Annotated in this window: 15 protein-coding genes, 1 pseudogene and 1 other annotated feature; of the genes and pseudogenes, 4 read left to right on the top strand and 12 right to left on the bottom strand. The window is 68.4% G+C overall.

The features are described 5' to 3' along the window. The first annotated feature begins 36 nt into the window (after window positions 1-36). Entirely contained in the window at window positions 37-795 is a 759-nt protein-coding gene (locus IQ292_RS16610; RefSeq protein WP_203311447.1) for a competence/damage-inducible protein A, read from the top strand. A gap of 57 nt (window positions 796-852) precedes the next feature. On the opposite strand, the gene IQ292_RS16605 is transcribed toward IQ292_RS16610, so the two are convergent. The 4 genes from IQ292_RS16605 to IQ292_RS16590 all read right to left on the bottom strand — a co-directional run bounded on the left by IQ292_RS16605 (window position 853) and on the right by IQ292_RS16590 (window position 4,476). Next, on the bottom strand, window positions 853-1,581 hold the full coding sequence (locus tag IQ292_RS16605) for an SDR family oxidoreductase (protein WP_203311446.1): 729 nt from the start codon (window positions 1,579-1,581) through the stop codon (window positions 853-855). A 166-nt stretch (window positions 1,582-1,747) separates the two neighbouring features. Then, window positions 1,748-2,044 (bottom strand): hypothetical protein, encoded by a 297-nt coding sequence (locus tag IQ292_RS16600; RefSeq protein ID WP_203311445.1) that lies wholly within the window; start codon window positions 2,042-2,044, stop codon window positions 1,748-1,750. A 334-nt stretch (window positions 2,045-2,378) separates the two neighbouring features. Continuing rightward, a complete protein-coding gene (locus IQ292_RS16595; RefSeq protein ID WP_203311444.1) occupies window positions 2,379-2,684 on the bottom strand; it encodes a PilZ domain-containing protein in 306 nt (101 codons plus the stop codon). Window positions 2,685-2,691: 7 nt separating this feature from the next. Further along, window positions 2,692-4,476, bottom strand: coding sequence for a FecR domain-containing protein (locus IQ292_RS16590; protein ID WP_203311443.1), 1,785 nt, complete (start codon window positions 4,474-4,476; stop codon window positions 2,692-2,694). Window positions 4,477-4,640: 164 nt separating this feature from the next. Between IQ292_RS16590 and IQ292_RS16585 the strand changes: the two genes are divergently transcribed. After that, the gene (locus IQ292_RS16585; RefSeq protein WP_238941194.1) at window positions 4,641-6,293 is read left to right on the top strand and encodes a ShlB/FhaC/HecB family hemolysin secretion/activation protein; all 1,653 of its coding nucleotides are present in this window, start codon (window positions 4,641-4,643) and stop codon (window positions 6,291-6,293) included. 3 nt (window positions 6,294-6,296) lie between these two features. Beyond that, the gene (locus tag IQ292_RS16580) at window positions 6,297-8,591 is read left to right on the top strand and encodes a putative bifunctional diguanylate cyclase/phosphodiesterase (protein ID WP_203311442.1); all 2,295 of its coding nucleotides are present in this window, start codon (window positions 6,297-6,299) and stop codon (window positions 8,589-8,591) included. A 38-nt stretch (window positions 8,592-8,629) separates the two neighbouring features. On the opposite strand, the pseudogene IQ292_RS16575 reads toward IQ292_RS16580, so the two are convergent. Further along, window positions 8,630-9,553 (bottom strand): annotated as a pseudogene (locus tag IQ292_RS16575) (SulP family inorganic anion transporter); the annotation flags it as partial. 60 nt (window positions 9,554-9,613) lie between these two features. Beyond that, window positions 9,614-9,669, bottom strand: a sequence feature (sul1 is cis-regulatory element that is thought to sense ions involved in sulfur or methionine metabolism; They are found in Alphaproteobacteria). A gap of 236 nt (window positions 9,670-9,905) precedes the next feature. Here IQ292_RS16575 and IQ292_RS16570 point away from each other — a divergent pair. Next, window positions 9,906-12,272, top strand: coding sequence for a membrane-bound PQQ-dependent dehydrogenase, glucose/quinate/shikimate family (locus tag IQ292_RS16570; protein ID WP_203311441.1), 2,367 nt, complete (start codon window positions 9,906-9,908; stop codon window positions 12,270-12,272). Window positions 12,273-12,287: 15 nt separating this feature from the next. Here the strand turns inward: IQ292_RS16570 and IQ292_RS16565 are convergent, their stop codons facing one another. The 7 genes from IQ292_RS16565 to IQ292_RS16535 all read right to left on the bottom strand — a co-directional run bounded on the left by IQ292_RS16565 (window position 12,288) and on the right by IQ292_RS16535 (window position 20,029). Continuing rightward, window positions 12,288-13,529: a DUF2254 domain-containing protein gene (locus IQ292_RS16565; protein WP_238941193.1), complete on the bottom strand. Its 1,242-nt coding sequence runs from the start codon at window positions 13,527-13,529 to the stop codon at window positions 12,288-12,290. Window positions 13,530-13,593: 64 nt separating this feature from the next. Beyond that, a complete protein-coding gene (locus IQ292_RS16560) occupies window positions 13,594-14,796 on the bottom strand; it encodes a cation:proton antiporter (RefSeq protein ID WP_203311440.1) in 1,203 nt (400 codons plus the stop codon). After that, a complete protein-coding gene (locus tag IQ292_RS16555; RefSeq protein WP_203311439.1) occupies window positions 14,793-16,358 on the bottom strand; it encodes a DUF389 domain-containing protein in 1,566 nt (521 codons plus the stop codon). Before IQ292_RS16555 ends, IQ292_RS16560 begins: the two co-directional genes overlap by 4 nt. Before the next feature lie 37 nt (window positions 16,359-16,395). After that, window positions 16,396-17,604 (bottom strand): hypothetical protein, encoded by a 1,209-nt coding sequence (locus tag IQ292_RS16550; protein ID WP_203311438.1) that lies wholly within the window; start codon window positions 17,602-17,604, stop codon window positions 16,396-16,398. A gap of 162 nt (window positions 17,605-17,766) precedes the next feature. Continuing rightward, the gene (locus tag IQ292_RS16545) at window positions 17,767-18,432 is read right to left on the bottom strand and encodes a DUF4396 domain-containing protein (RefSeq protein ID WP_238941192.1); all 666 of its coding nucleotides are present in this window, start codon (window positions 18,430-18,432) and stop codon (window positions 17,767-17,769) included. Window positions 18,433-18,791: 359 nt separating this feature from the next. Further along, window positions 18,792-19,793 carry a GGDEF domain-containing protein gene (locus IQ292_RS16540; protein ID WP_203311437.1) on the bottom strand — a complete coding sequence of 334 codons (1,002 nt, stop codon included), beginning with the start codon at window positions 19,791-19,793 and terminating at the stop codon, window positions 18,792-18,794. Then, window positions 19,790-20,029, bottom strand: coding sequence for a hypothetical protein (locus IQ292_RS16535; protein WP_203311436.1), 240 nt, complete (start codon window positions 20,027-20,029; stop codon window positions 19,790-19,792). The genes IQ292_RS16540 and IQ292_RS16535 overlap by 4 nt, the downstream gene beginning before the upstream one ends. Window positions 20,030-20,222: the final 193 nt, after the last annotated feature.

The raw sequence follows: 20,222 nt of genomic DNA, 5'->3' as shown, positions 1-20,222 counted from the left end.
GTAGCGGGCGCGGCATTACGAGGCTAAGGCAAGCGCATGGCAGACGAGCGCATCTGGACCGCCGCGCTGGTGGTGATCGGCGACGAAATCCTCTCCGGCCGGACGCAGGACAAGAATATCGCGCAACTCGCCGCCTGGCTCAACGTACAGGGCATCAGGCTGGCGGAGGTGCGCGTCGTCCCGGATCGCCAGGACGCGATCGTCGAGGCGGTGAACGTCCTGCGCGCCCGCAACGATTACCTGTTCACCACCGGCGGCATCGGGCCGACGCACGACGATATCACCGTCGATGCGATCGCCGCAGCGCTTGGCCTCCCGGTGGTTCACCATCCGGACGCGATGGCGACGCTGGAAGCCTATTACGCCAGCCGTGGTGGCCTGACCGAGGCGAGGGCGCGGATGGCGCGGGTGCCGGACGGCGCGAGCCTGATCCCCAATCGCGTGTCCGGCGCGCCGGGTATCCGCATCGGCAATATCTTCGTCATGGCGGGCGTGCCGCACATCACCGCGGGCATGCTCGATGCGCTGACCGGCACGCTGGAGGGCGGGCGCCCTGTCGTGTCGGGCACGATCGGGTGCTGGGTCGCCGAAAGCGAAGTCGCCGACCTTCTGCGTGACGCCGAGAGAACGCATGCGGGCGTCGCGATCGGCAGCTATCCCTTCTTCCGCGACGGCCGCACCGGCGCCAATTTCGTCGTGCGCAGCCCCGATCAGGCGCTGGTCGACCGCTGCCTCGCCGACCTTACGCGGGATCTGGAGGCGGACGGACGCGTCGTCGTCGCGGGCGGCATCTGACGCGAAAGGCCGTGGGCGACGGTCGCCGCGGTCCCGGCGCAGCCGTCTGTCGGCGGGTCAGAAATGCGCCAGATAACCGCCATCGACGGCCAGGACCTGGCCGGTGACATAGGATGACGCGGGCGAGGCGAAGAAGAGCGCGGCACCGACGATCTCTTCCGGCCGGCCCCAGCGACCAAGCGACGTGCGACGCGCAAGATGCTCCGCGACGGCCGGATCCCCGACCATCGCCGCATTGGCCTCGGTCGCGAAGAAGCCGGGCGCGATCGCATTGACGGTGATCCCGCGCGGGCCGAGTTCGGCGGCGAGCGCGCGGGTCAGCGCGTCGAGGCCACCCTTGCTCATCGTATAGCCGGCGTCGCCCGATCGGGCGATCTGGCCCGCTATCGACGTGACGTTGATGATGCGCCCGCCCGCCGGCATGCGGGTGGCAAGCAGGCGGGCGAGCTCGAACGGCGCCATCAGGTTCACCTCGAGCAGTCGCAGGACGGCTTCGCGATCCAGCTCGATCAAGGGACGCCGATCCCTGTCGCCGGCGGCGTTGACGATGATGTCGGGGACGCGGCCGGCCAAGGCCTCTGCGACCGCCTGGGAATCACGCAGGTCGGCGATCATGGTCTGGGACGCGCCGCCGGCCCCGTCGATCTCGGCCCTGGTCGCGGCGATCCGGCCGGCGCCCCGGCCGAGCAAGAGCACGGTGGCGCCGGCCGCCGCGAGTCCCTTCGCGATTTCACGTCCCAGCCCGCCGCCGGCTCCCGTGACGAGCGCTGTCTTTCCGTTGAGCATGGCCTAGGCCAATAGCCGCTTCCGGCACGAATTGCAGGGGCGGTTCAGGCCGAAATCGCCCGCGGGCAGGGCGGGATCAGGGGCGGTTCGTCTCCCTGGCGATGGTCAATCACGCGCCTCGCCCATCTGCCACTCGCACCCCCAGTTCGCCGCGCATGGTAGACGGCTATTGCTCGGGTCGGGCGAGCCAACGCTTCACGGCGATCGGCACAATTGCGGCCATGGTTCCGATGAGGCATCCGACCGCGATCGGGATGGGTAGCATCGCCGCCATGACGGCGAACATGCCCGCTTGCCGCCACGAAGCGATGAGCCAAGGCTGCATGGACAGGACGCCCAGGCCGTACGATAGCAGGAACGGAAGGCGCAGAGTCGGCGCCTTTGACGACAAGCCTGCAACGCCGATCCACAGCGCAGTGATCAGCGCCGTCATTGGTATCAGCAACAGGCCCGAAACATCCATGCGCCATGCTAGTCGCAACTTCGCCGCATTCCAGCACCGATTGGCGAGCGCCCGGTCTCCACCATTCTGGACGGCTGGTTAGTGTCCAGCGATTGCAGCAGCAAAATCAGTCTTCCGGTGTACCGGAGCGGACTGCGGGCGGGGGGAACCGCTTCCACGGCCTGTGCCTGGGTGCCGGATGCCGATCTCTTCCAGCGGTCCGAAGCGTCCAGCCAGGCGATCGATCATGCCGTCCTTGGTGGGCGCGGCTCCTGACGACCCGGCAGGATCACCGAAACGCCACCGTCATGGCCGGCGCCCGCGCGCACGGCGTCGAGCCGCGCGCGGGCGAGGTTCAGGACTTGATAGCCGCCGCGACCTGTTCGGGCGACAGCGCCGCCTTGAACTCCAGGCCCGAGCAGCCAGCGTCCGTCCATCTGACCGTTGCTTCATGCGCCTCGCCGTTCAGGTTAAGATAGGCATCGGTGCCGAGCGGCTGGGCGGCGCCGGTGTGGACCCGCGAACCCGCCGCCGAAAGGTCGAGCAGATGCGCCCGCACCGGTACATCGGCGACGACCAGTTCGGTCGGGATGAAGACCTTGGCGCGGCGGGTCCTGCGCTTGTCGCCCGCGGTGCCGACGGTGGTCGCACGATCGTCCATCTTCGCTTCACCCCTTTCCCTTCGTGAGGGCATCCAGAGCGGCCTTCGCAGCGTCGTCCGCTTTCTTGGCGGCATCCTGCACGGCCTTGGCAGCGGCCTTGGCCGCATCGTCGGCCTGCTTCGCCGCATCCTTCGCCGCCTTGGCGGCCGCCTTGGCCGCGTCGTCGGCGGCTTTCTGGGCGGCCTGGGCGGCATCCGCCTGCTGCTTGGCGAGCTTGTCCGCGGCCTCCGCCGCCTGCTTGGCGGCATCCTTGGCGGCCTTTTCCGCCTCCTTCGATGCCTTGTCCTGCGCTGCCTTGTCGGCAGCAGCGGCGGCCTGCGCGGCATCCTGCGCCGCCTTTGCCGCCGCCTGATCCGACGCGGCCTTGGCCGCGTCCTTCGCCTGCTTGTCGGCCGCTGCCTGCGCGGCGTCGGCGGCCTTGCGATTGGCGGCAGCCGCCGCATCCGCCGCCGCCTGTGCGGCCGCAGCGGCGGCCACGCGCGCGGCGTCGTCCGCGTTCGACTGTGCCGCCGCAGCGGCTGCGTCCTGCGCCGCCTTGGCCGCGCGCGCCGCATCGGCGTCGGCCTGTGCCTGAGCGGCCGCCTTGGCGGCGGCGTCGGCCTGCGCACTGGCGGCGGCTGCCGCGTCGGCGGCCGCTTTCCTGGCGGCAGCGTCGGCCTGCGCCGCGGCGGCGGCCTTGGCCGCGTCGCTCTTCGCCTGATCGGCCGCGGCCTGGGCAGCGGCGTCGTTCGCCCGCTGCGCGGCGTCGGCGGCATCCTGGCGTGCCCGCTCCGCCGCGGCTTGCGCGTCGTCGGCGGCGGCGGCGGTCTCGGCCTGCTTGGCGGCGGCGGCGCTCGCCTTCTGCTCTTCGGCCGCGGCGACCGCCGTCGTCTGCAGCACATGGACGGCCTTCGCGGCGCTGATCGTGCCTTCCGAGGCGATCTTCGTTGCGGAGGCGACCGCCGCTATCTCCGCTCCACCACCGATACTGCCCGAAACCAGCCCGCCGGTCGTCGACGCGAGCGATACCGGCGCTTCGTAGATGGCGGCCGTGATCACCCCCGCCGATACCGGGGACGTCGGCGGCAGCACCGCCGGCGTCGTGGCGATAGCGGGGGTAGCGGTGGCAGCGGGAGCGGAGCCGGCAGGCTGGGCGCCGCCGGCCTCGGGGGCGGCGGCATTCGTCGCGGCCGGCGCGACGAGCGTTGGCCCCGCGGTGCTGCCCGTTGCCGGACGCGACGGCGATTCGATCGTGCGGCGCACGCCCCCGGCCTCGATCTGCAGCCGATAGATGTTGCTCGCGCCGACGACGGCCACGGCGCCTGGCCGCAGCATGTCATGGGCGCCTCCGTCTCCGGTGGCGACGTCCACCGCGCCTTCGAGCACCTGGACCGAGGAGCCCTGCGGGGTGACCCCGATGCTGAACGTCGTGCCCTTCACCACGGCGGCGAGATAGGGGGTCTTCACCTCGAAATGCGGCGTCAGCTTCTTCTTGATCATGAAGACGACGTTGCCGAAATCCTGCACGACCCGGGTGAAGCCGGTCGGCTGCGCCTCGGCCGGCAGCCGCAGCTGCGAGGCGGGCGCGACCATCATGAACTCGCTGCCCCGGACGAGCACGGCCCGCGCGCCCGATCCGGTGGTGACCGTGTCGCCGGCGACGACGGCATTGCCGCGGGTAGCGACCTTGGTAAGCCCGGCATGGGCGATCTGGACCGGGCCGCTCGCCTCGCTGATCGTCCAGCCGCGCTCTTGCGCCATGGCCATGGTCGAACAGCCGGTGGCCAGTATCGCCAGCGCGCGCTTCACCATCAAAAACCCCTTTCGCCGCGGAAAACGACCGCAATTCGAACCGATTTGAGGCCGATGGCTTATTTTCGGGTTCAGCAATCGGGTTAATGCCGTCTCAAGCCTGGCATAACCTTTTGCAAACGCTTGGCCTTTAGGCGCTCCTTCGTTCACCAAAGAGGAAGTCGATGCGCCGAAACCATGTCCTGGCGATAATTGCCGCCGGCGCCTTGCCCCTAGCAACCCCCGCCATCGCGCAGGTACGGCTCGACCGGGCCGACCCGACGATCGCCGAACAGACGCTGCCCAGGCCGACGGTCGCCGCCGACGGGCAGCCGGCGACCGTCGTCGCCGCGCCGGCGACTCTCGCGCGCGAGACGAAGGTGGTCCTGCCGACCCCGCGCGCGATCATCGTCGTCGGCAACGCGAAGGTGCCGACCGAAGCCTTCGCCCCGGCGCTGGCACCCTTCCTCGGCCGGACATTGGACGGCGCAGACCTGTCGCGGCTCGCCGGCGCCATTGCCGCAATCGCCCGACAGCGCGGCTATCCCTTCGCCAGCGCCACGGTCGAGCCCCAGTCGACCGCGGACGGCGTGCTGCGCGTGACGCTGGACGAGGGACGGATTTCCGCGGTCCGCGTCATCGGCGCGAGCAACCCGCTTGCCGACCGGCTGTTGAGCCGTGCGCTGGTGACCGACGGGCCTGTCCGCCAGGCCACACTCGAGCGGGCGATCCTGGAGGTTGGCGACATCGCCGGGGTCACCGTCACCGACAGCCGCTACGTGCGCGAGAACGGTTTCGGCATCCTGCTCGTCACGATCGCGCAGGATCGGGCAACCGCCTATGCACAGATCGACAATCGCGGCTCGCGAGAGATCGGCCCGCTGCGGGCGACGATGCTGGCGAGCCTGCGCGGGGTCGCGCAATCGGGCGACGACCTGCGCCTGGTGGCCGCCACCACGCCGCTCGCGCCCCATGAATTCGCTTTTCTCCGCGCCGCTTATGCTGCGCCCGTCGACCTCGACGGCGGCCTGGTCACGGTGTCCGCGTCGGTCGGGCGCGCCAATCCCGGCGGCTGGTTGAAGCCACTCGACATTGTCGGCAACAGCGTCGACGCCGCCGTCGCCTATGCGACGCCGCTGGTCCGCAGCCGGGTGCGCAGCATATGGGCCAGCGTCGAGTTGCGCGCGTTGCGCACCGACCAGACGCTGCTCGGTGGCCGCCTTCGCGATGACCGCATCGCCACCGCGACAGCGTCGCTGAACGGCACGTCGCGGCTCGGGCCGGGGACGTTGAGCGGCGAGGCGGCGATGGTGGTCGGCCTGCCGCTGGCCGGGGTTACGCATCAGGGCGATCCCTATGCATCGCGGCCAGACGGGGACGCTCGCTTCGTCAGCTGGGGCTATACGGTGGGATGGACCGCGCCGCTCGCCGGCCCGCTCTCGGTCGCGCTGGCCTCCGCCGGACAGCTGGCGTCGCGGCCGCTGCTGGCCACGGCACAGCTGGGGATCGGCGGCCCGGCCTTCGGACGCGCCTATGATTATGCTGAACGGACCGGGGACCGCGGTGTCCTGGGCTCGGCGGAGCTGCGCGCCAGCCTCGGCCGGATCGCCAGCCTTGTCGACCGCACGTCGCTCTACGGGTTCGTCGATGGCGGCTATGTCGACATGCTGCATGGCGGTGGGGGCGGCGGCGCGCTGGCGTCGAGCGGTGCGGGCGCGCGGCTCGGCCGCGGTGCGCTGGACGGCATGGTCGAGATCGCCTTTCCGCTGAACGCCGATCGCTATGACACGGGATCGCGTGCCCCGCGACTGTCGTTCCGGCTGGCGCGGAGCTTCTGAACCATGCAGCGCGCCGTCCGCGGCTCGACCTGGATCATCGCGGCGCTGGTCCTCGCACTCGGCGTGGTGATGATGGCCAGCGCCACTGGCGACGCGCTCGACCGGGCGCTGATGCCATGGCGCTTCGCCGTCATCGACCGGGTGGCGAGCGGGCGCATCGTGGTGGTCGAGATGGACGCGGAAAGCGCCGCGGCGATCCAGCGCTGGCCCTGGTCGCGAACCCATTATGCCGCCGTCGTCGACCGGTTGCGGCGGGCGGGCGCGGCGTCCATCGTGTTCGACGTCGACGTATCCTCTCCCTCGGACGCAGAGGGCGACCAGGCGTTCGCCGCCGCGATCGCGCGTGCGCCGGGACTGGTCGTACTGCCGACCTTCGCCCAGGCCGCGGCGAGCGATGACCGGCGGACGATCGATGCCCTGCCGATCCCGATCCTGCGCGGCCATGCCGCGCTCGCCTCCGTCAGCATCCGTCCCAGCCGTGACGGACAGGTCCGCGAGATGCCGCTGGCGACGGTGACGGCGGGGCAGCCGCGACCGTCGCTGTCGGCGTTCATCGCCGCGCGCTCCGGCATGGTCGACCAGCAGTTCCCGATCGACATGTCGATCGATCCGGCGACGATCCCGCGGCTGAGCTTCGTCGCCGTGCGCGACGGCCGGTTCGACCCTGCCGCCGTGCGCGGACGCAACGTGCTGATCGGCGCGACCGCGATCGAGATGGGCGATCGCTACGGTACCGCGCGCTGGGGCGTCATTCCCGGTGTCGTCGTGCAGGCGCTCGCCGCGGAGACGCTGTTGCGCGGCGTTCCGGTCTATGGATCGCATGCGGCGATGCTGCTGCTGGCGGTGCTGGTCGCGGCCGTGATGCTGCGCATCCGCAGCTACGCCGCCAGCGTGGCGTTCGGCTTGGCGGCGGCGGCGGCGATCGTCGCGGCTGTGCTCCTTGCGCAATATCAGGCGCTCCTCGTGCTGCCGCTGGCGACGGCGCTCGCGATGATCATGGCGACCGGTACCAGTGCCGGCGTGCGCGAAGTGGTGCGGCGTTTCCGGACGCAGCGTTTGGTCGACGAGGTGACCGGGCTGCCCAATGCGCGCGCGCTGCTGCGCCAGGACGCGCGCGACGGCACCGTCACGCTCGCGGTCGCGCAGATCGGCAATTTCGACACGCTGCGCGCCGTGCTTGGCGTACAAGGCAGCGCCGACGCGATCGTCCGGCTCGGTGAGCGCATCGCGCTGACGGCGGCGGGGCAGGCGGTCTTTCGCACCGCCGAGCACCAGCTCGCCTTCGTGCCGGGCGATGGCCAGGCGATCGACGATGCGATGTACGCGCTGCGCGCGCTGCTGTTGCAGCCCGTCGAAGTCGGCGGCCGGCGGATCGACGTGGCATTGACCATCGGGCTCGCGACCGGGCCCTGGCGGGGCGTGGAGCGGCTGGTCGCAGAAGCGACGCTCGCGGCGGAGGAGGCACGTACCGGCGACGGTTTCTGGCGCGTCGCGGCGGCCGATCTTGCCGACCTCGACCGATCGATCTCGCTGATGGGCGAACTCGACGAGGCGATCGCCAGCGGCCAGATCCAGGTCTTCTACCAGCCGAAATTCGATTGCCGCACGCAGCGGATCGGCAGCGTCGAGGCGCTGGTGCGCTGGCGTCATCCGGTCCGCGGCTTCATCGGGCCCGACCTGTTCATCCCGATTGCGGAGAAAGCCAACCGCATCGCGCCGCTCACGCTGCACGTGCTCGCGCAGGTCCTCAGCGACCTTGGGAGCTGGCAGGCGGCGCATCCCGGCCTCACCGCGGCGGTCAACATATCGGCCAAACTGCTCGCCGACGGGCCCTTCAACGCGATGGCGGAGCGGCTCGTGACGGAGGCGCAAATTCCGCCCGGCTCGATCATGTTCGAGGTGACCGAATCGGCCGCCATGTCGGATGCGGACACGTCAATTGCGGCGCTGCACCGCTATCGGGCGCTCGGGATCGGCATCTCGATGGACGATTACGGCACCGGCCAGTCGACCCTGACCTATCTGCGGCAGCTGCCGCTGAGCGAACTCAAGATCGACCGCAGCTTCGTCCAGCACGCACATCGCGACCATGACGACGCCGTTCTCGTGCGCTCGACGATCGAGCTTGGCCACCAGCTCGGCCTCAAGGTCGTTGCCGAGGGGGTCGAGGATGAGGCTTGTCTCGCCTTCTTGCGCGAGGCGGGCTGCGACCTGGTCCAGGGTTATCTGATCAGCCGGCCGGTGCCGCTGACGGACCTGCTGGCGCTTCTCGCCGGGGAGGATCGGCGCGCCGCTTGAACGTGGCCGCCACGCTTCTGCGCGGCACCTTCGCGAGCCAACTGGAAGCCGCCCGCGACGAAGGTCGACAGGCGGCCACGGCCGCCAGAAGTGACGTTGATGGCCGACTGGCCGATCATCGCGCAGCCGCCCATGCCGCCGAAGAGGGCGGCGACCATGTTCGCCGCGCCCTGGCCGGCGCACTCGACCCGCTTGTTGCTATCGGTATCCGTCATGTCGCCGACGATCTGCGCGGTGGGCAGCGATTCGAGCAGGCCGACCGCCGCCATCGTCAGGGAGTAGGGCAGGATGATCCGCAGCGTGTCGAGCGTCAGCGGCACGTTCGGGAGGGCGATGCTGGGCAGCCCTTTGGGCAGCTTGCCCATGTCGCCGACCGTATGGACGCTCAGGCCCATGCCGATGCTGATTGCGCTCAGGACGAGGATGGCCACCAGCGGCGACGGCAAAGCCGTGGTGACGCGCGGCAGACCATAGATGATGACGAGGCCGGCAGCCACCATCGCATAGGTATGCCATCCCACGTTCGTCAGCTGCGGCAGCTGCGTCATGAAGATCAGGATGGCGCGCGCGTTGACGAAGCCGGTGATGACCGAGCGAGACACGAACTGCATGACGAAATCGAGCCTCAGCACGCCGGCCACGATCTGAATGAGCCCCATCAGGATGGTAGCCACGAAGAGGTATTCGACGCCATGCTCGCGGGAGAGCGGGATCACCACGACGGCGACCGCCGCAGTCGCCGCGGAAATCATGCCGGGCCGGCCGCCGACCAGCGAGATCGTCAGCGCGATGGCCACCGACGCGTAGAGGCCTAAGCGCGGGTCAACGCCGGCAATGATCGAGAAGCCGATCGCCTCGGGGATGAGGGCGAGCGCGACAACGATGCCGGCGAGCACGTCGCGGCGGGCGGCGGTGCCGTCAGTGAACCACTGGCGGCGGTAGGCAGCGAGATCGAATGCCATCAGGAATCCACATCAGTGCACATGGCGCGGCGGGGCAGCGCGGTCGGGTTGCATGTGTGATTTTGCCCGGCGGATCGGCGGCCGGAGTAGCCACCCGGGATTTCACCGGGTCCTTGCGTTTAGTCGAGCCGACCAAAGAAGTTCCCGAATCAGGTGCGCCCGCCTATTCTCGGCTTCGAAGCGGCGGCCGTTTGCCGACGCTGCTGGCTTGGGGAATGCAAGCCCGGCGTCCCAACGCCGGCATTCGCGTTCGAGTAACGCCGATTCCGTGTTGCCAGCCGGGGAAGCGACATCCTTCTGAGACTTCTGCCGGTTCCAGACGTTGGTGGCGAAACAGGCAAAAGGAACGGCGATGGCGCGGCTCTACAGGCTGGTGCTCGCATGGTGCGTGGCCATTCTCGGTGGCTTTTTCGCTATTGCCGGCGGCGTTCTCGCCTCGCTTGGCGGATCCCCTTATTATCTGATCGCAGGCATCGCGCTGATCGTCTGCGGCGCGTTGCTTGGCCGTGTGCCCCGGCTGGGGCGGTGGTTGTTTGTCGCGATCTGGTTCGGCACGCTGGTTTGGGCTGTGTGGGAAGTTGGGCTGGACGGACTGCAACTCGTCCCGCGTCTGCTCGCGCCGACGGTGCTGCTGGCCCTTGTGCTGCTGACCGGATGGCGGTCCCGGTCGTGGCGGTCGCATGCCCGGGCTATACCCGTCGCGGCGGCGGTGCTGCTGGCGCTCGGGACCGGCGGCGTGCTGCTCCATGGCGAGGGGGTGGAGGCGCAGGGTGCAGCCGGCGCCGCGCCATTGCCCGCCGCTCCGACCGGGGAAGCGGACGGCGACTGGCGCGATTATGGCGGCACGTTGTCGGGCCGGCGCTATTCGGCGCTGGCCGATATCACCCCGCAGAATGTCGGACGGCTGCAACTCGCCTGGACCCAGCGCACGGGCGATCTGCCGATGGCGGCCGAGACGCAGGAGCACAAACGGGAATATCATTCCGAGGCGACGCCGATCCATATCGGCGACACGCTCTTCACCTGTACGCCGCACTCCTTCGTCCAGGCGATCGACGCGACCACCGGCAGGACCAAGTGGAGCTGGCACGAGGATGCGCCGATCGCCGGCAACAATTATCTGGTATGCCGCGGCGTCACCTATTTCGAGGCGCCGGCGGGGACGCCGTGCCCGCACCGCATCTTCGCGCCGACGTTCAACGCGCGGCTGGTGGCGCTCGACGCCGAGACGGGCCGGCCATGCCCGAGCTTCGCAAACGGCGGGGCGATCGATCTGCGCACCAACATGGGGACGTCGAAGCCGTCGGATCAGATCGGCACCACGCCGCCCGTCGTCGTCAACAACCGGCTGATCATCGGCGAACGGATCATCGACAACGTCAATCGCGATATCCCCTCCGGCGTCGTGCGCGCTTACGATCCGGTTTCGGGGGCACCGGTCTGGGCCTGGGACGTCGGCCGCGCGCAGGACGCGATCGCGCCGTTGCCGGAGGGACAGACCTATACGCGCGGCACGCCCAATGTTTGGGGCGCGATCACCGCCGACGCCGCCAACGGCCTCGTCTATCTCGGCACGGGCAACGCCTCGCCCGATTATTGGATCGGGTATCGCCGGCCGTTCGACGACCGCTTCGGCTCGTCGATCGTCGCGCTCGACAGCGCGACCGGCAAGCTGCGCTGGACGCGGCAGTTGGTCCACCGCGACATGTGGGACATGGACCTGCCGATCGGTCCGTCGCTGTTCGACTATCGCGCACCCAATGGCCAGGTGATCCCGGCGCTGATCCAGACCACGAAGATGGGGCAGGTCTACTTCCTGAACCGCCTGACTGGAGCGCCGCTCGCAGCGATCACCGAACGGCCTGTGCGCACCGACGGTGCCACCCCCGGCGTCCGGGTCTCACCGACCCAGCCTTTCTCGACCGGCATGCCCAGCTTCACCCCCGCGGCACCGACCGAGGTCGCCACATGGGGCGCGACGCCAATCGACCAGCTGTTCTGCCGTATCGACATCCGCCGCGCGCAGGGTGCCGGCATCTACCAGCCGATGGGGCTGAAGCCGATCATCGGCCATCCGGCCTTCGACGGCGTCACCGACTGGGGTGGCGCGGCGGTCGACCCGGTTCGCGGCGTGATGACCGTCAACACGATGGAGATGCCGTTCAAGCTGTGGCTGATGCGCCGCGACGACCCTCGCGTGGCGCCGATGATGAAGCAGAAGCAGGGAGGCGAGAACGCCATGCAGGCGCAGCTTCAGACCCAGTACAACACGCCCTATGTCGCGGTGGTGAAGGCCTGGGTCGGCATCTTCGGTGCGCCCTGCGTCGCGCCGCCCTGGGGTCATCTGACCGCCGTCGACCTCGGCACGCGCAAGGTGCTGTGGCGCAAGGTGCTGGGGACGGCGCGTGACACCGGCCTGTTCGGGTCGCATCTCGGCGTGCCGGTGAAGACGGGCGTGCCCAATCTCGGCGGCTCGATCATCACCGCGGGCGGCCTCGCCTTCATCGGCGCAACCACCGACCAATATCTGCGCGCCTTTGATCTCAGTAGCGGCAAGGTGGTGTGGAGGGCGCGCTTGCCGGCGGGCGCACAGGCGACGCCGATGACCTATCGCGGGCGCGACGGACGGCAATATGTCGTCATCACCGCAGGCGGACATGGCGCGCTGGGGACGCGCTACGGCGACTATACGCTGGCGTACGCTTTGCCGAAGAGCTGACGGCGCCCCTGCACGTCAGCCGGCGAAGGCCTCGCAATGCGCCCGATCGACCAGCGCGCAATCACCGTCATGCACCAGTGCGGCGCGCGCGCGAACCAAGGCATCCTCCGCCTCGCGTGCGATGACCCGCCGTGCCGCGGGAGCGTGCCGCGCCAGCGCTCCAAGCGCCTTCTGCAGGCGGATGTCGACCTCGACGAGCGTGGCGCCGTCGCGCGCGATCGGGCGGCTCCAGTCTTCGAGCAGATCGGCGAGCAGCACCGGCGGCACGTGGACGCGAGCGGGAAGCGGATCGGCCTCCGCGGCGCAATGATCGAGCAGGCGCAGCAGCACCCGGCTACCCGTCTCGATCACCGCGATCGCCGTGCCGGGATCGTTGACCGCTGGCGACAGCGCGCGCGACGCGATCTCCGACAGCACCACCAGCCCGAAGCGGGGATCGTGATCGAAGGCGCGATGATGGGCGAGGGTGAAGGCCTGGCGCACCTGGTTGATCGCGGCGTCGTCGACGGTGCCTGCAACCAGCGCCATCGCGCGCCCGGGCTCGACCAAGGTGCCGGGCAGCGCGACCACGTGGATGTCCGCCGCCAGCGCCGCGGCGATCTCGCCGAGCCGCGCGACGTCGACATGCGTGACCCGCGCCATCGTCGTCGCCGCCACGCCGGTCCTGCCGTCCCCGCCGACCGCGGGCGCCGCACCGTCGAGCAAGATCGGCACGGCCATCGTGTCCACCGCCGCCATCGCCGCGCGTTCGACCCGGTCGATCGTGTCGGACATGCGCCCGAACCGGGCGATATGCTCGATCCAGCGCAGCAGCGTCACGACGATGAACAGGATGACGAGGATCGTGCCGAAGAACAGGATGACGCGGCCGGTCTCGCCATAGAGGCCGGTCGACAGCGCGACGATGCCGACGATCGCGAACAGGAAGCTGCCGAGGAAGGTGGCGAGCGCATTCTGCGCGGTGCTGTCGTCGATCAGCAGCTGGACCGCGCGCGGCGTGATCGTGCTGGTCGCCCCCGAATAGGCCGACACCATCGCGGTCAGCGAGAAGGTCGTCACCGCCAGCATGCTCGAGGCGAGCATGGTCAGGATGCTGTCGACCGACTTGGATCCGACCGTCGCGGCAAAGTGATAGGAGATGGTGTGCCCCACCAGCGCGCCGGCAAGCGCCAACGCCCCGCCGAACCCGCACATCAACGCGGCCCTGAACCACATCCTGCGCGTGATGAGGCGGATCAGCCACTGCCATTGGGTCATCGCCGCTCCCCTTTCGGCCTGTCCAAGCCTCGGAGAAGGCGGGGAGTTCCGCAGCCGCGGCGCGTCAGTGTTCCGCCTCGTCCGATCCGGTCAATTGCCAGCGGCGGAGCAGACGGGGGATCGTCAGCCCCTGCGCGAAAATCGAGAAGGCAACCACGCCGAAGGTGATGACGACGATCTGGCCGCGCTCGGCGACGCTCGCCGGCACCGCCAGCGCCAGCGCGAGGCCGACCGCGCCGCGCAATCCCCCCCAGACCAGCACATGCTGATAGGTCGTGGGCAGCCGCAGCCCCGATCGCGCAAACGACAGCGCCAGCGGATAGACCGCCGCGGCGCGGCCGATCAGCGTCAGCACGATCGCAACGACCAGCGGCAGCGAGACCAGCGCGATCGGTTGATGCGCCTCGTGGCTGCCGATCAGCAGGAACAGGCAGGAATTGGCGAGAAAGGCGGCATAGGTCCAGAAATCCTGCACATGCTGGCGCCCCGCGACTGAGATCGAGCCGCGTGGCCCGACGTTGCCGACGATGAGGCCCGCCGCGACCGCCGCGAACACGCCCGAGGCATGGACATGTTCGGCGAGCAGGAACGATCCCCAGGCGACCACGGTCGTCAGCGTCACCTCCACCAGATGATCCGTCGTCCGGCCGGCGATGGTCAATACGACAAGGCCGATCGCGGCCCCGATCACGAGCCCGCCGGCGACCGTCCACAGCAGCGCGAGCGACGCGCCCGATGCGGTCAGCGCCTCGCCGTTGGCGATGCCGACGAGGATCGCGAAGCCGACCGCCGCGACACCATCGTTGAGCAGGCTTTCGGATTCGACCACCATGCTGAGGCGCGGCTCGGCCTTCATCTCCTTAAAGGCGGCGATCACCGAGACCGGATCGGTCGCCGCGATCAGCACCCCGAAGAAGGCGGCGCCGAGCAGGCTCCAGCCGAGCAGCAGGTGCATGCCGCCCGCGACCACGACAGCGCTGATCGCGACGCCGAGGAAGGCGAGCACCAAGGTCAGCGGCAACTCGCTTCGGAAGCGCGACCAGCGGAGCTGCATCGCCGCCTCGAAGATCAGCGGCGGCAGGAAGATGTTGAAGATCAGCTCGCGCGACAGCGGCAGCTCGGCACCGACCGGCAGATAGGCGAGGCCGATCCCGGCAAGCACCAGCCCGGCCGTATAAGGCAGCCCGATCCGCCGCGACACCATCGCCACCAGCGAGGCGACGATCAGCAGCGTGCCGAGTTCGGTCAGGCCGATGTCGCCGCTCATTGTCCGCCCCGCGTCACTGGCGTCAGCGCGAATTGGCGGCCCGCGCCGGGGGCGGACTGCGGCGCGATGCCCTGCTGTCGCAACTGCGCGGCAATGGCCAGGGCGCGCCGCTGGCCGAGATCGGGCGCGGCCGGCGGCGCGCCGGCGGGCAGGCCCGGCACGGCGAGCGCCGACACGTTCCAGCGGTGCGCCGCCCAGGCCGAGGTGGCGACGGCATCGCTCGCCGCCGCGTCGAGCGTGTCGGCGCCGTCGGCGAAGGCGATCGAGGGCAAGGGGCCCTGCGGCGGGATGATCGCGACGTCCCAGTCGTCGCTCTGCTCGGCTGCGCGCCGTTCGAGCGCGCGATAGGTCGCGACGCCCGCGCCGGGCAGCGGGGCGGCGGCCGCCACCGCACGATGATGATCGCGGTCGATCGTCACCGCATCGGGCGTGATGCCGGTGATCAGCGCGATGCCGTTCGCAAGATCGGTCACCCGCTGCGCGGCGCTGTTGGTCGCCTCGCCCGCCTGGCGCAGTTCCTCGCGCTGCGCGGCGAGCGAGTCGGCGCCGGCGCCGAGCAGGATCTGGTCGAGATTGAGCCGCACCGGCCGATCGAGCGCCTTTGCCAGCGCCGCCTGGATCGCGCTGGTCTTCTGCATCGAGCGGCGCGGGGTGATGACGACCGCGCGCACGACGATCGGCTGGGCGGTGAAGTCGATGTCGAGCTGGGTCACGCGCGCGTCGGTGCCGAACCGCTCCGACAGTAGAGAGCGGGTCTGCGACGTCGCCAGCGCCTCCCGGCCGATGCGGTTGAGGGAGATGCCGAGCGGGATCGCCATGGCGACGAAGACCAGCACCAGCACCACGGTCTGCATCCAGCCCTGGCGACGGGACAGGTGATGGCCGAAGCCGTAGAAGCGCGCCATGACCGTCGCCGATAGCGCGATGGTGATGAAGTTGGTCACGAACAACGCGAAGGCGCCCATGCCGACCGGCGCGTTGCGCGTGGCGATGCCGTATCCGACCACCGCGAGCGGCGGCATCAGCGCGGTCGCGATCGCGACGCCGACGATCGTGTCACCGCGCCCGCGGATGATCGCGAACGTGCCGGCCAGCGCGGCGAACAGCGCGACGGCCAGGTCGAACAGATTGGGACGCGTGCGCGCGACGATCTCGGCGGTCGGCGCCTGCAGCGGCGAGGCGAGGACGAGCAGCGCGGTAAAGGCGATCGCGAGGGCAGAGCCCAGTGCCAGCGCCTTGAGCGACCGCCGGAGTTCGCGGAAATCGAACAGCGCGAGGCTGAAGCCGAAGCCGAGGATGGGGTTCATCAGCGGCGAGATCAGCATCGCGCCGATGACGACCGCCGGCGACGACAGCAGAAGCCCGAGTTCGGCAATGCCGGCCGACATCATCGTCATGAAGGCGAAGCGCGGGCTCCAGCCGCTTTCCTCGACGACGCGTGCCAGCACCGCTTCGTGATCGACGCGGCCCACCACCGACCTGCGCCACCAGCGATAGAGCGCGAGGCGGCCGATCTGCTCGGAGGCCGCGTGCTGGTCGATGGGGAGGGTGGGAGAGGTCATCGGCGACTGTGATTCCTGCATACGCGTCGAGAGGAGGTCAGCTTTCGGCCGGCGCGCCCACCACGACGGCGGTGAGGCAGATCAGGCCGATCGCGAGGAAACCGCAGCGGTGGCGCCAGTCGCCGACGCCGTTGCGCCGCGCCACCGCGAACGCCAGCGCGCATTGCAGCGCGTAGAACAGGGCGAAGGCGCGCGACGACAGCGCCACCACCTGAAACGGGTCGGTCAGCCAGACGACGGCGATCGCCAGCATGCCGGCGAGCGCGAACGCCAGCGGCACGGGCATCCGGCGTCGCGACACCTCGTTGATCAGCCCGCCCGCGCCGATGGAATCGGCGACGGCTGCGCTGAGCTGGCTCGAAACCGCGCCGGCGAGAACGAAGGCGCCCAGCGCCGGGGCGATCAATTCCATGATGTCGAGAATGCCGGCCACTCCTTCCGTCCGAGCCGCGCGCGACAGGAAGGGCGTAAGCAGCGCAATAAAGGCCAGATAGATGGCGGAGGCGATCCATTGCGCATGGCGCATCGTGCGGATCCGCAGCTCGGCGGCATAGTCGTGGCCGAGGTAGCGCGACGTCTCAAACCCCTGCACCGTGATGATCAGGCCGAGCAGCATCGGCAGGCTGGCCCAGCTTACCCGCGCTGGCGGCAGCGGCTGGACCGCGCCGCTCGTCGCCCAGGCGATGCCGAGCGCTACCAGCAGGCCGGCGATGATGCCTATCTTGATCGAGACCGTGCCGTGCGCGACATGCTCGACCTTGCGCAGATCGCCGCCGAGCGCGAGCAGGGTCATCGCCGCGATCAGCACGGTAACGACGATATTGGCGATAACCGGTTGCCAGACCGGATCGACCGCGATCGGCTTCAGCGAAAACTCTGCCAGCAGCTTCAGATAATAAGCGACCGACACTGCATAGGCGAGGGCGAGCACGCCCTGGGTAAGGCGCGCCGTCCAGGCGATCGGATCGGCGAACGGAGCGGTCGCCAGATGATCCTCGACATGGCGGATGTTGAAGCGGATCACCCATCCGGCGGCATAGGCAATCGCGAGCAGCGCCGCCATGGCAAGCAGCGCCGCGCCGCCAAATTCGCGTGCTAGCAACGGCCCGCAGATCAGAAAGCCCGAGCCGATGATCGACGCCAGAGGGGTTACCGTTGCGCGCCAGCCGTCTGATCGCGCGAACGGGCTTAAGGTCAGCAATGCCGCCACGATGATCGAGACGCCAAGCGCGATGATGACGATCATGGGGAACTCCGGCGACTGGATCAAAGCGGCAGCTCTGAAGCCACGGCAGGCGGGCGCGCTATCCTCGGGATCACGCCAGTGCCTGTCAACCGCTGCGCCATATCTCAGCTGTCAGCGGCCTTTCGATCTCTGTCAGGCACGACGCATAACGCGCAGTTGCCGCTACATCGCCTCCTTGACGCCTGTCCGCACGAGCAGCCAGTTCATCGGGTAGCTTGTACAGAAGCCGGCCAGCATTGCGATCTGCATGGCGAACCAGAATTCTGGCTGGTCGGCAGTGGCCAGGCCGCCGAGCTGCCGCTGGAACCACAGGAACTGGATCAGCGCCATTCCGCCGTACATGCCCACTTGCCAGGCACTGATCGACAATATGTCAGCTTTGATGGCCGTCTTCAGGCCGTCGCCCGGCGAGAGATGCCGCATTGGCACGATGCTCCAATGCTGGAAACCGATACCGAACAGGAAGGCCAGCAGGAAGTCGGGTATCCACAGAGCGAACATGCGCGTGCTGAGTAGAGTGCCGTAGCCGAACCATAACCCTTTCGAAGGCAGGGCGAGGGCGATCCCCTCCGCCACGATGTCGCCGAGCGTGCAGCCAGCGCCGCCGTGGCTGGCCCCTTTCAAGATGGAAACGGCAAACGGATCGTCATCGTCCTGCCGGGTAGAGCGCCCCCAGCGGTAGTAGATGGCGAGCCACAACACGCTTTCGAAGAGCGCAGTCAGTGGCCAAATTACCGCCATCACGGCCATCTTCGGCGGATGGCGCAATACATCCAGCGCGATGGTGACGACGCAGATTGCCGCCAGCGCTAGCGACCGGATCGCCAAGAAGTGGATGATGGCGGAAAACGCGGCATCGCACTATAGCGCTCCGTCAACCTTCTAGATGCGTCGCGTGGCGCTTGCGGATACAGATCGAGCATCCATACGGAGGTTCATCTTGTCGTCTTACTCTGCTCGACCTCCGCCTTCATATAACTAAAACCATGATCTGTATTTGGATGAAGTCGATGTCTATTTAAGTGCGCTCGATAGCAATCTCTTTGACTGTCATCCCGCGACAAATCCAGGCGCCTCTGAACTTGAAGACGCTAGATGAACGAATGGCCATAGTCGAAAGGTGGGAGGATGGTTGCGAATGGCAGCTCCTGGGTCTGAAGCGCTATTCCAGGCCAAACGAAAAGCAATCAGGCGGCTGCAGGGGTGGAGGCATAATTCGCGATGTTCACACGGTTTCTTCCTCCCCGCTTAGCTGCATAGAGGGCGCCATCGGCACGTTCTAACCATCCATCGGGTCGATCACCGGACACGAACCTCGCCAGTCCGAAGCTAGCTGTTACCGACAGAGCGGCAGCAGTACCAATCTCGAACGACACACCCGCAATGCAGGCGCGCAAGCGCTCGATGGTGAGGGTCGCAGCGTCCTGGCCCGTTTCGGGCAGCAGTATGGCGAACTCCTCGCCGCCTAACCGGCCTACGAGATCGACCGGACGAAGGGTGGTCGTGCAGCGCAGGACGAGCTGGCGAAGCACGGCATCACCAGCAGCGTGGCCAAATGTATCATTCACTCGTTTGAAATGGTCGACGTCGAGAATGGCGAGCGAGGCTGAACGGTCATAACGGCGACACCGTTCGATCTCGCTGTCTACCGCTGCCAGAAAGCCGCGACGGGACAGGCAGCCGGTCAGCTGGTCGGTGACGGCGACTTGGCGCAATTCAAGCTCATCGACGACCAGACGGGCAAAACCGGCTAGCACCTCGATCTGCGCAGAACTGAACGTTCGCGGCGTGGTGTCGATCGCGCACAGGGCGCCGACGGCATGACCGTCTGGGGTCATGAGCGGCACGCCAAGATACGCGCGGATGAACGGTTTGCCGACGACCAGCGGACTGTCCGAAACGCGACTATCGAGCGTGGCGTCCGCGATCATTAACGGGGCACGTGCCGCCACGGTATGCGTGCAAAAGGAAGTCGAGCGTGGCGTTTCTGATACCGGCATGCCGTGCCGCGCCTTGAACCATTGTCGGTGCGCATCGACCAAGGTAACCGTCGCAATCGGAACCCCCAAAACCGCACGAACGAGGCCAACGATCTTCTCGAACTGCTCTTCCGGTGCGGTGTCGAGGACGTCCAAGCGGCGCAAGGCTGCGAGGCGGCCTGCCTCGTCGTGTGAGGACGCTTTGGTCATGCTTCGCCAGCCATGTGATGGAGTGCCACCGCTAGCTCGGCGCGATAGCTGTCGATCAACACGCTCAGATTGCTCTCGATGCTCGCCTCATCCAAACCCGCCGCTTGCAGAGCGGACACCATCGACGCGAGGTTTTCGCGGTGGCGCGCCAGGCTAGATTGGAGGGCAGGCGGCAGGGCGTCTGCGCTCTCGTTCCCTAGGGACGCCAAAAGGGCCGTAGGCTGCAGTGTTGACATGGACCAGTCCATCGCAGGCCACCGCCAATAATTGGTTAAGGTCGCATCAGAATGAAATCACTCCTTCGAAGGTTGGTGAACTAATGGCGGAAAAGAGTAGGCGCAGAAACTCCCGCGAATGACCGTGTGTGGACGCCCCGTCGGATACAAGGGGGTGTTCGGAAGATTTGATCGCGCGGGTTCAGGTGCTTCC

This window comes from Sphingomonas beigongshangi, assembly GCF_016820445.1.
Lineage (GTDB): Bacteria > Pseudomonadota > Alphaproteobacteria > Sphingomonadales > Sphingomonadaceae > Sphingomonas > Sphingomonas beigongshangi.
The sequence above is the reverse complement of the archived record's forward strand: the minus strand, read 5'-3'. Positions and strand labels throughout refer to the sequence as shown.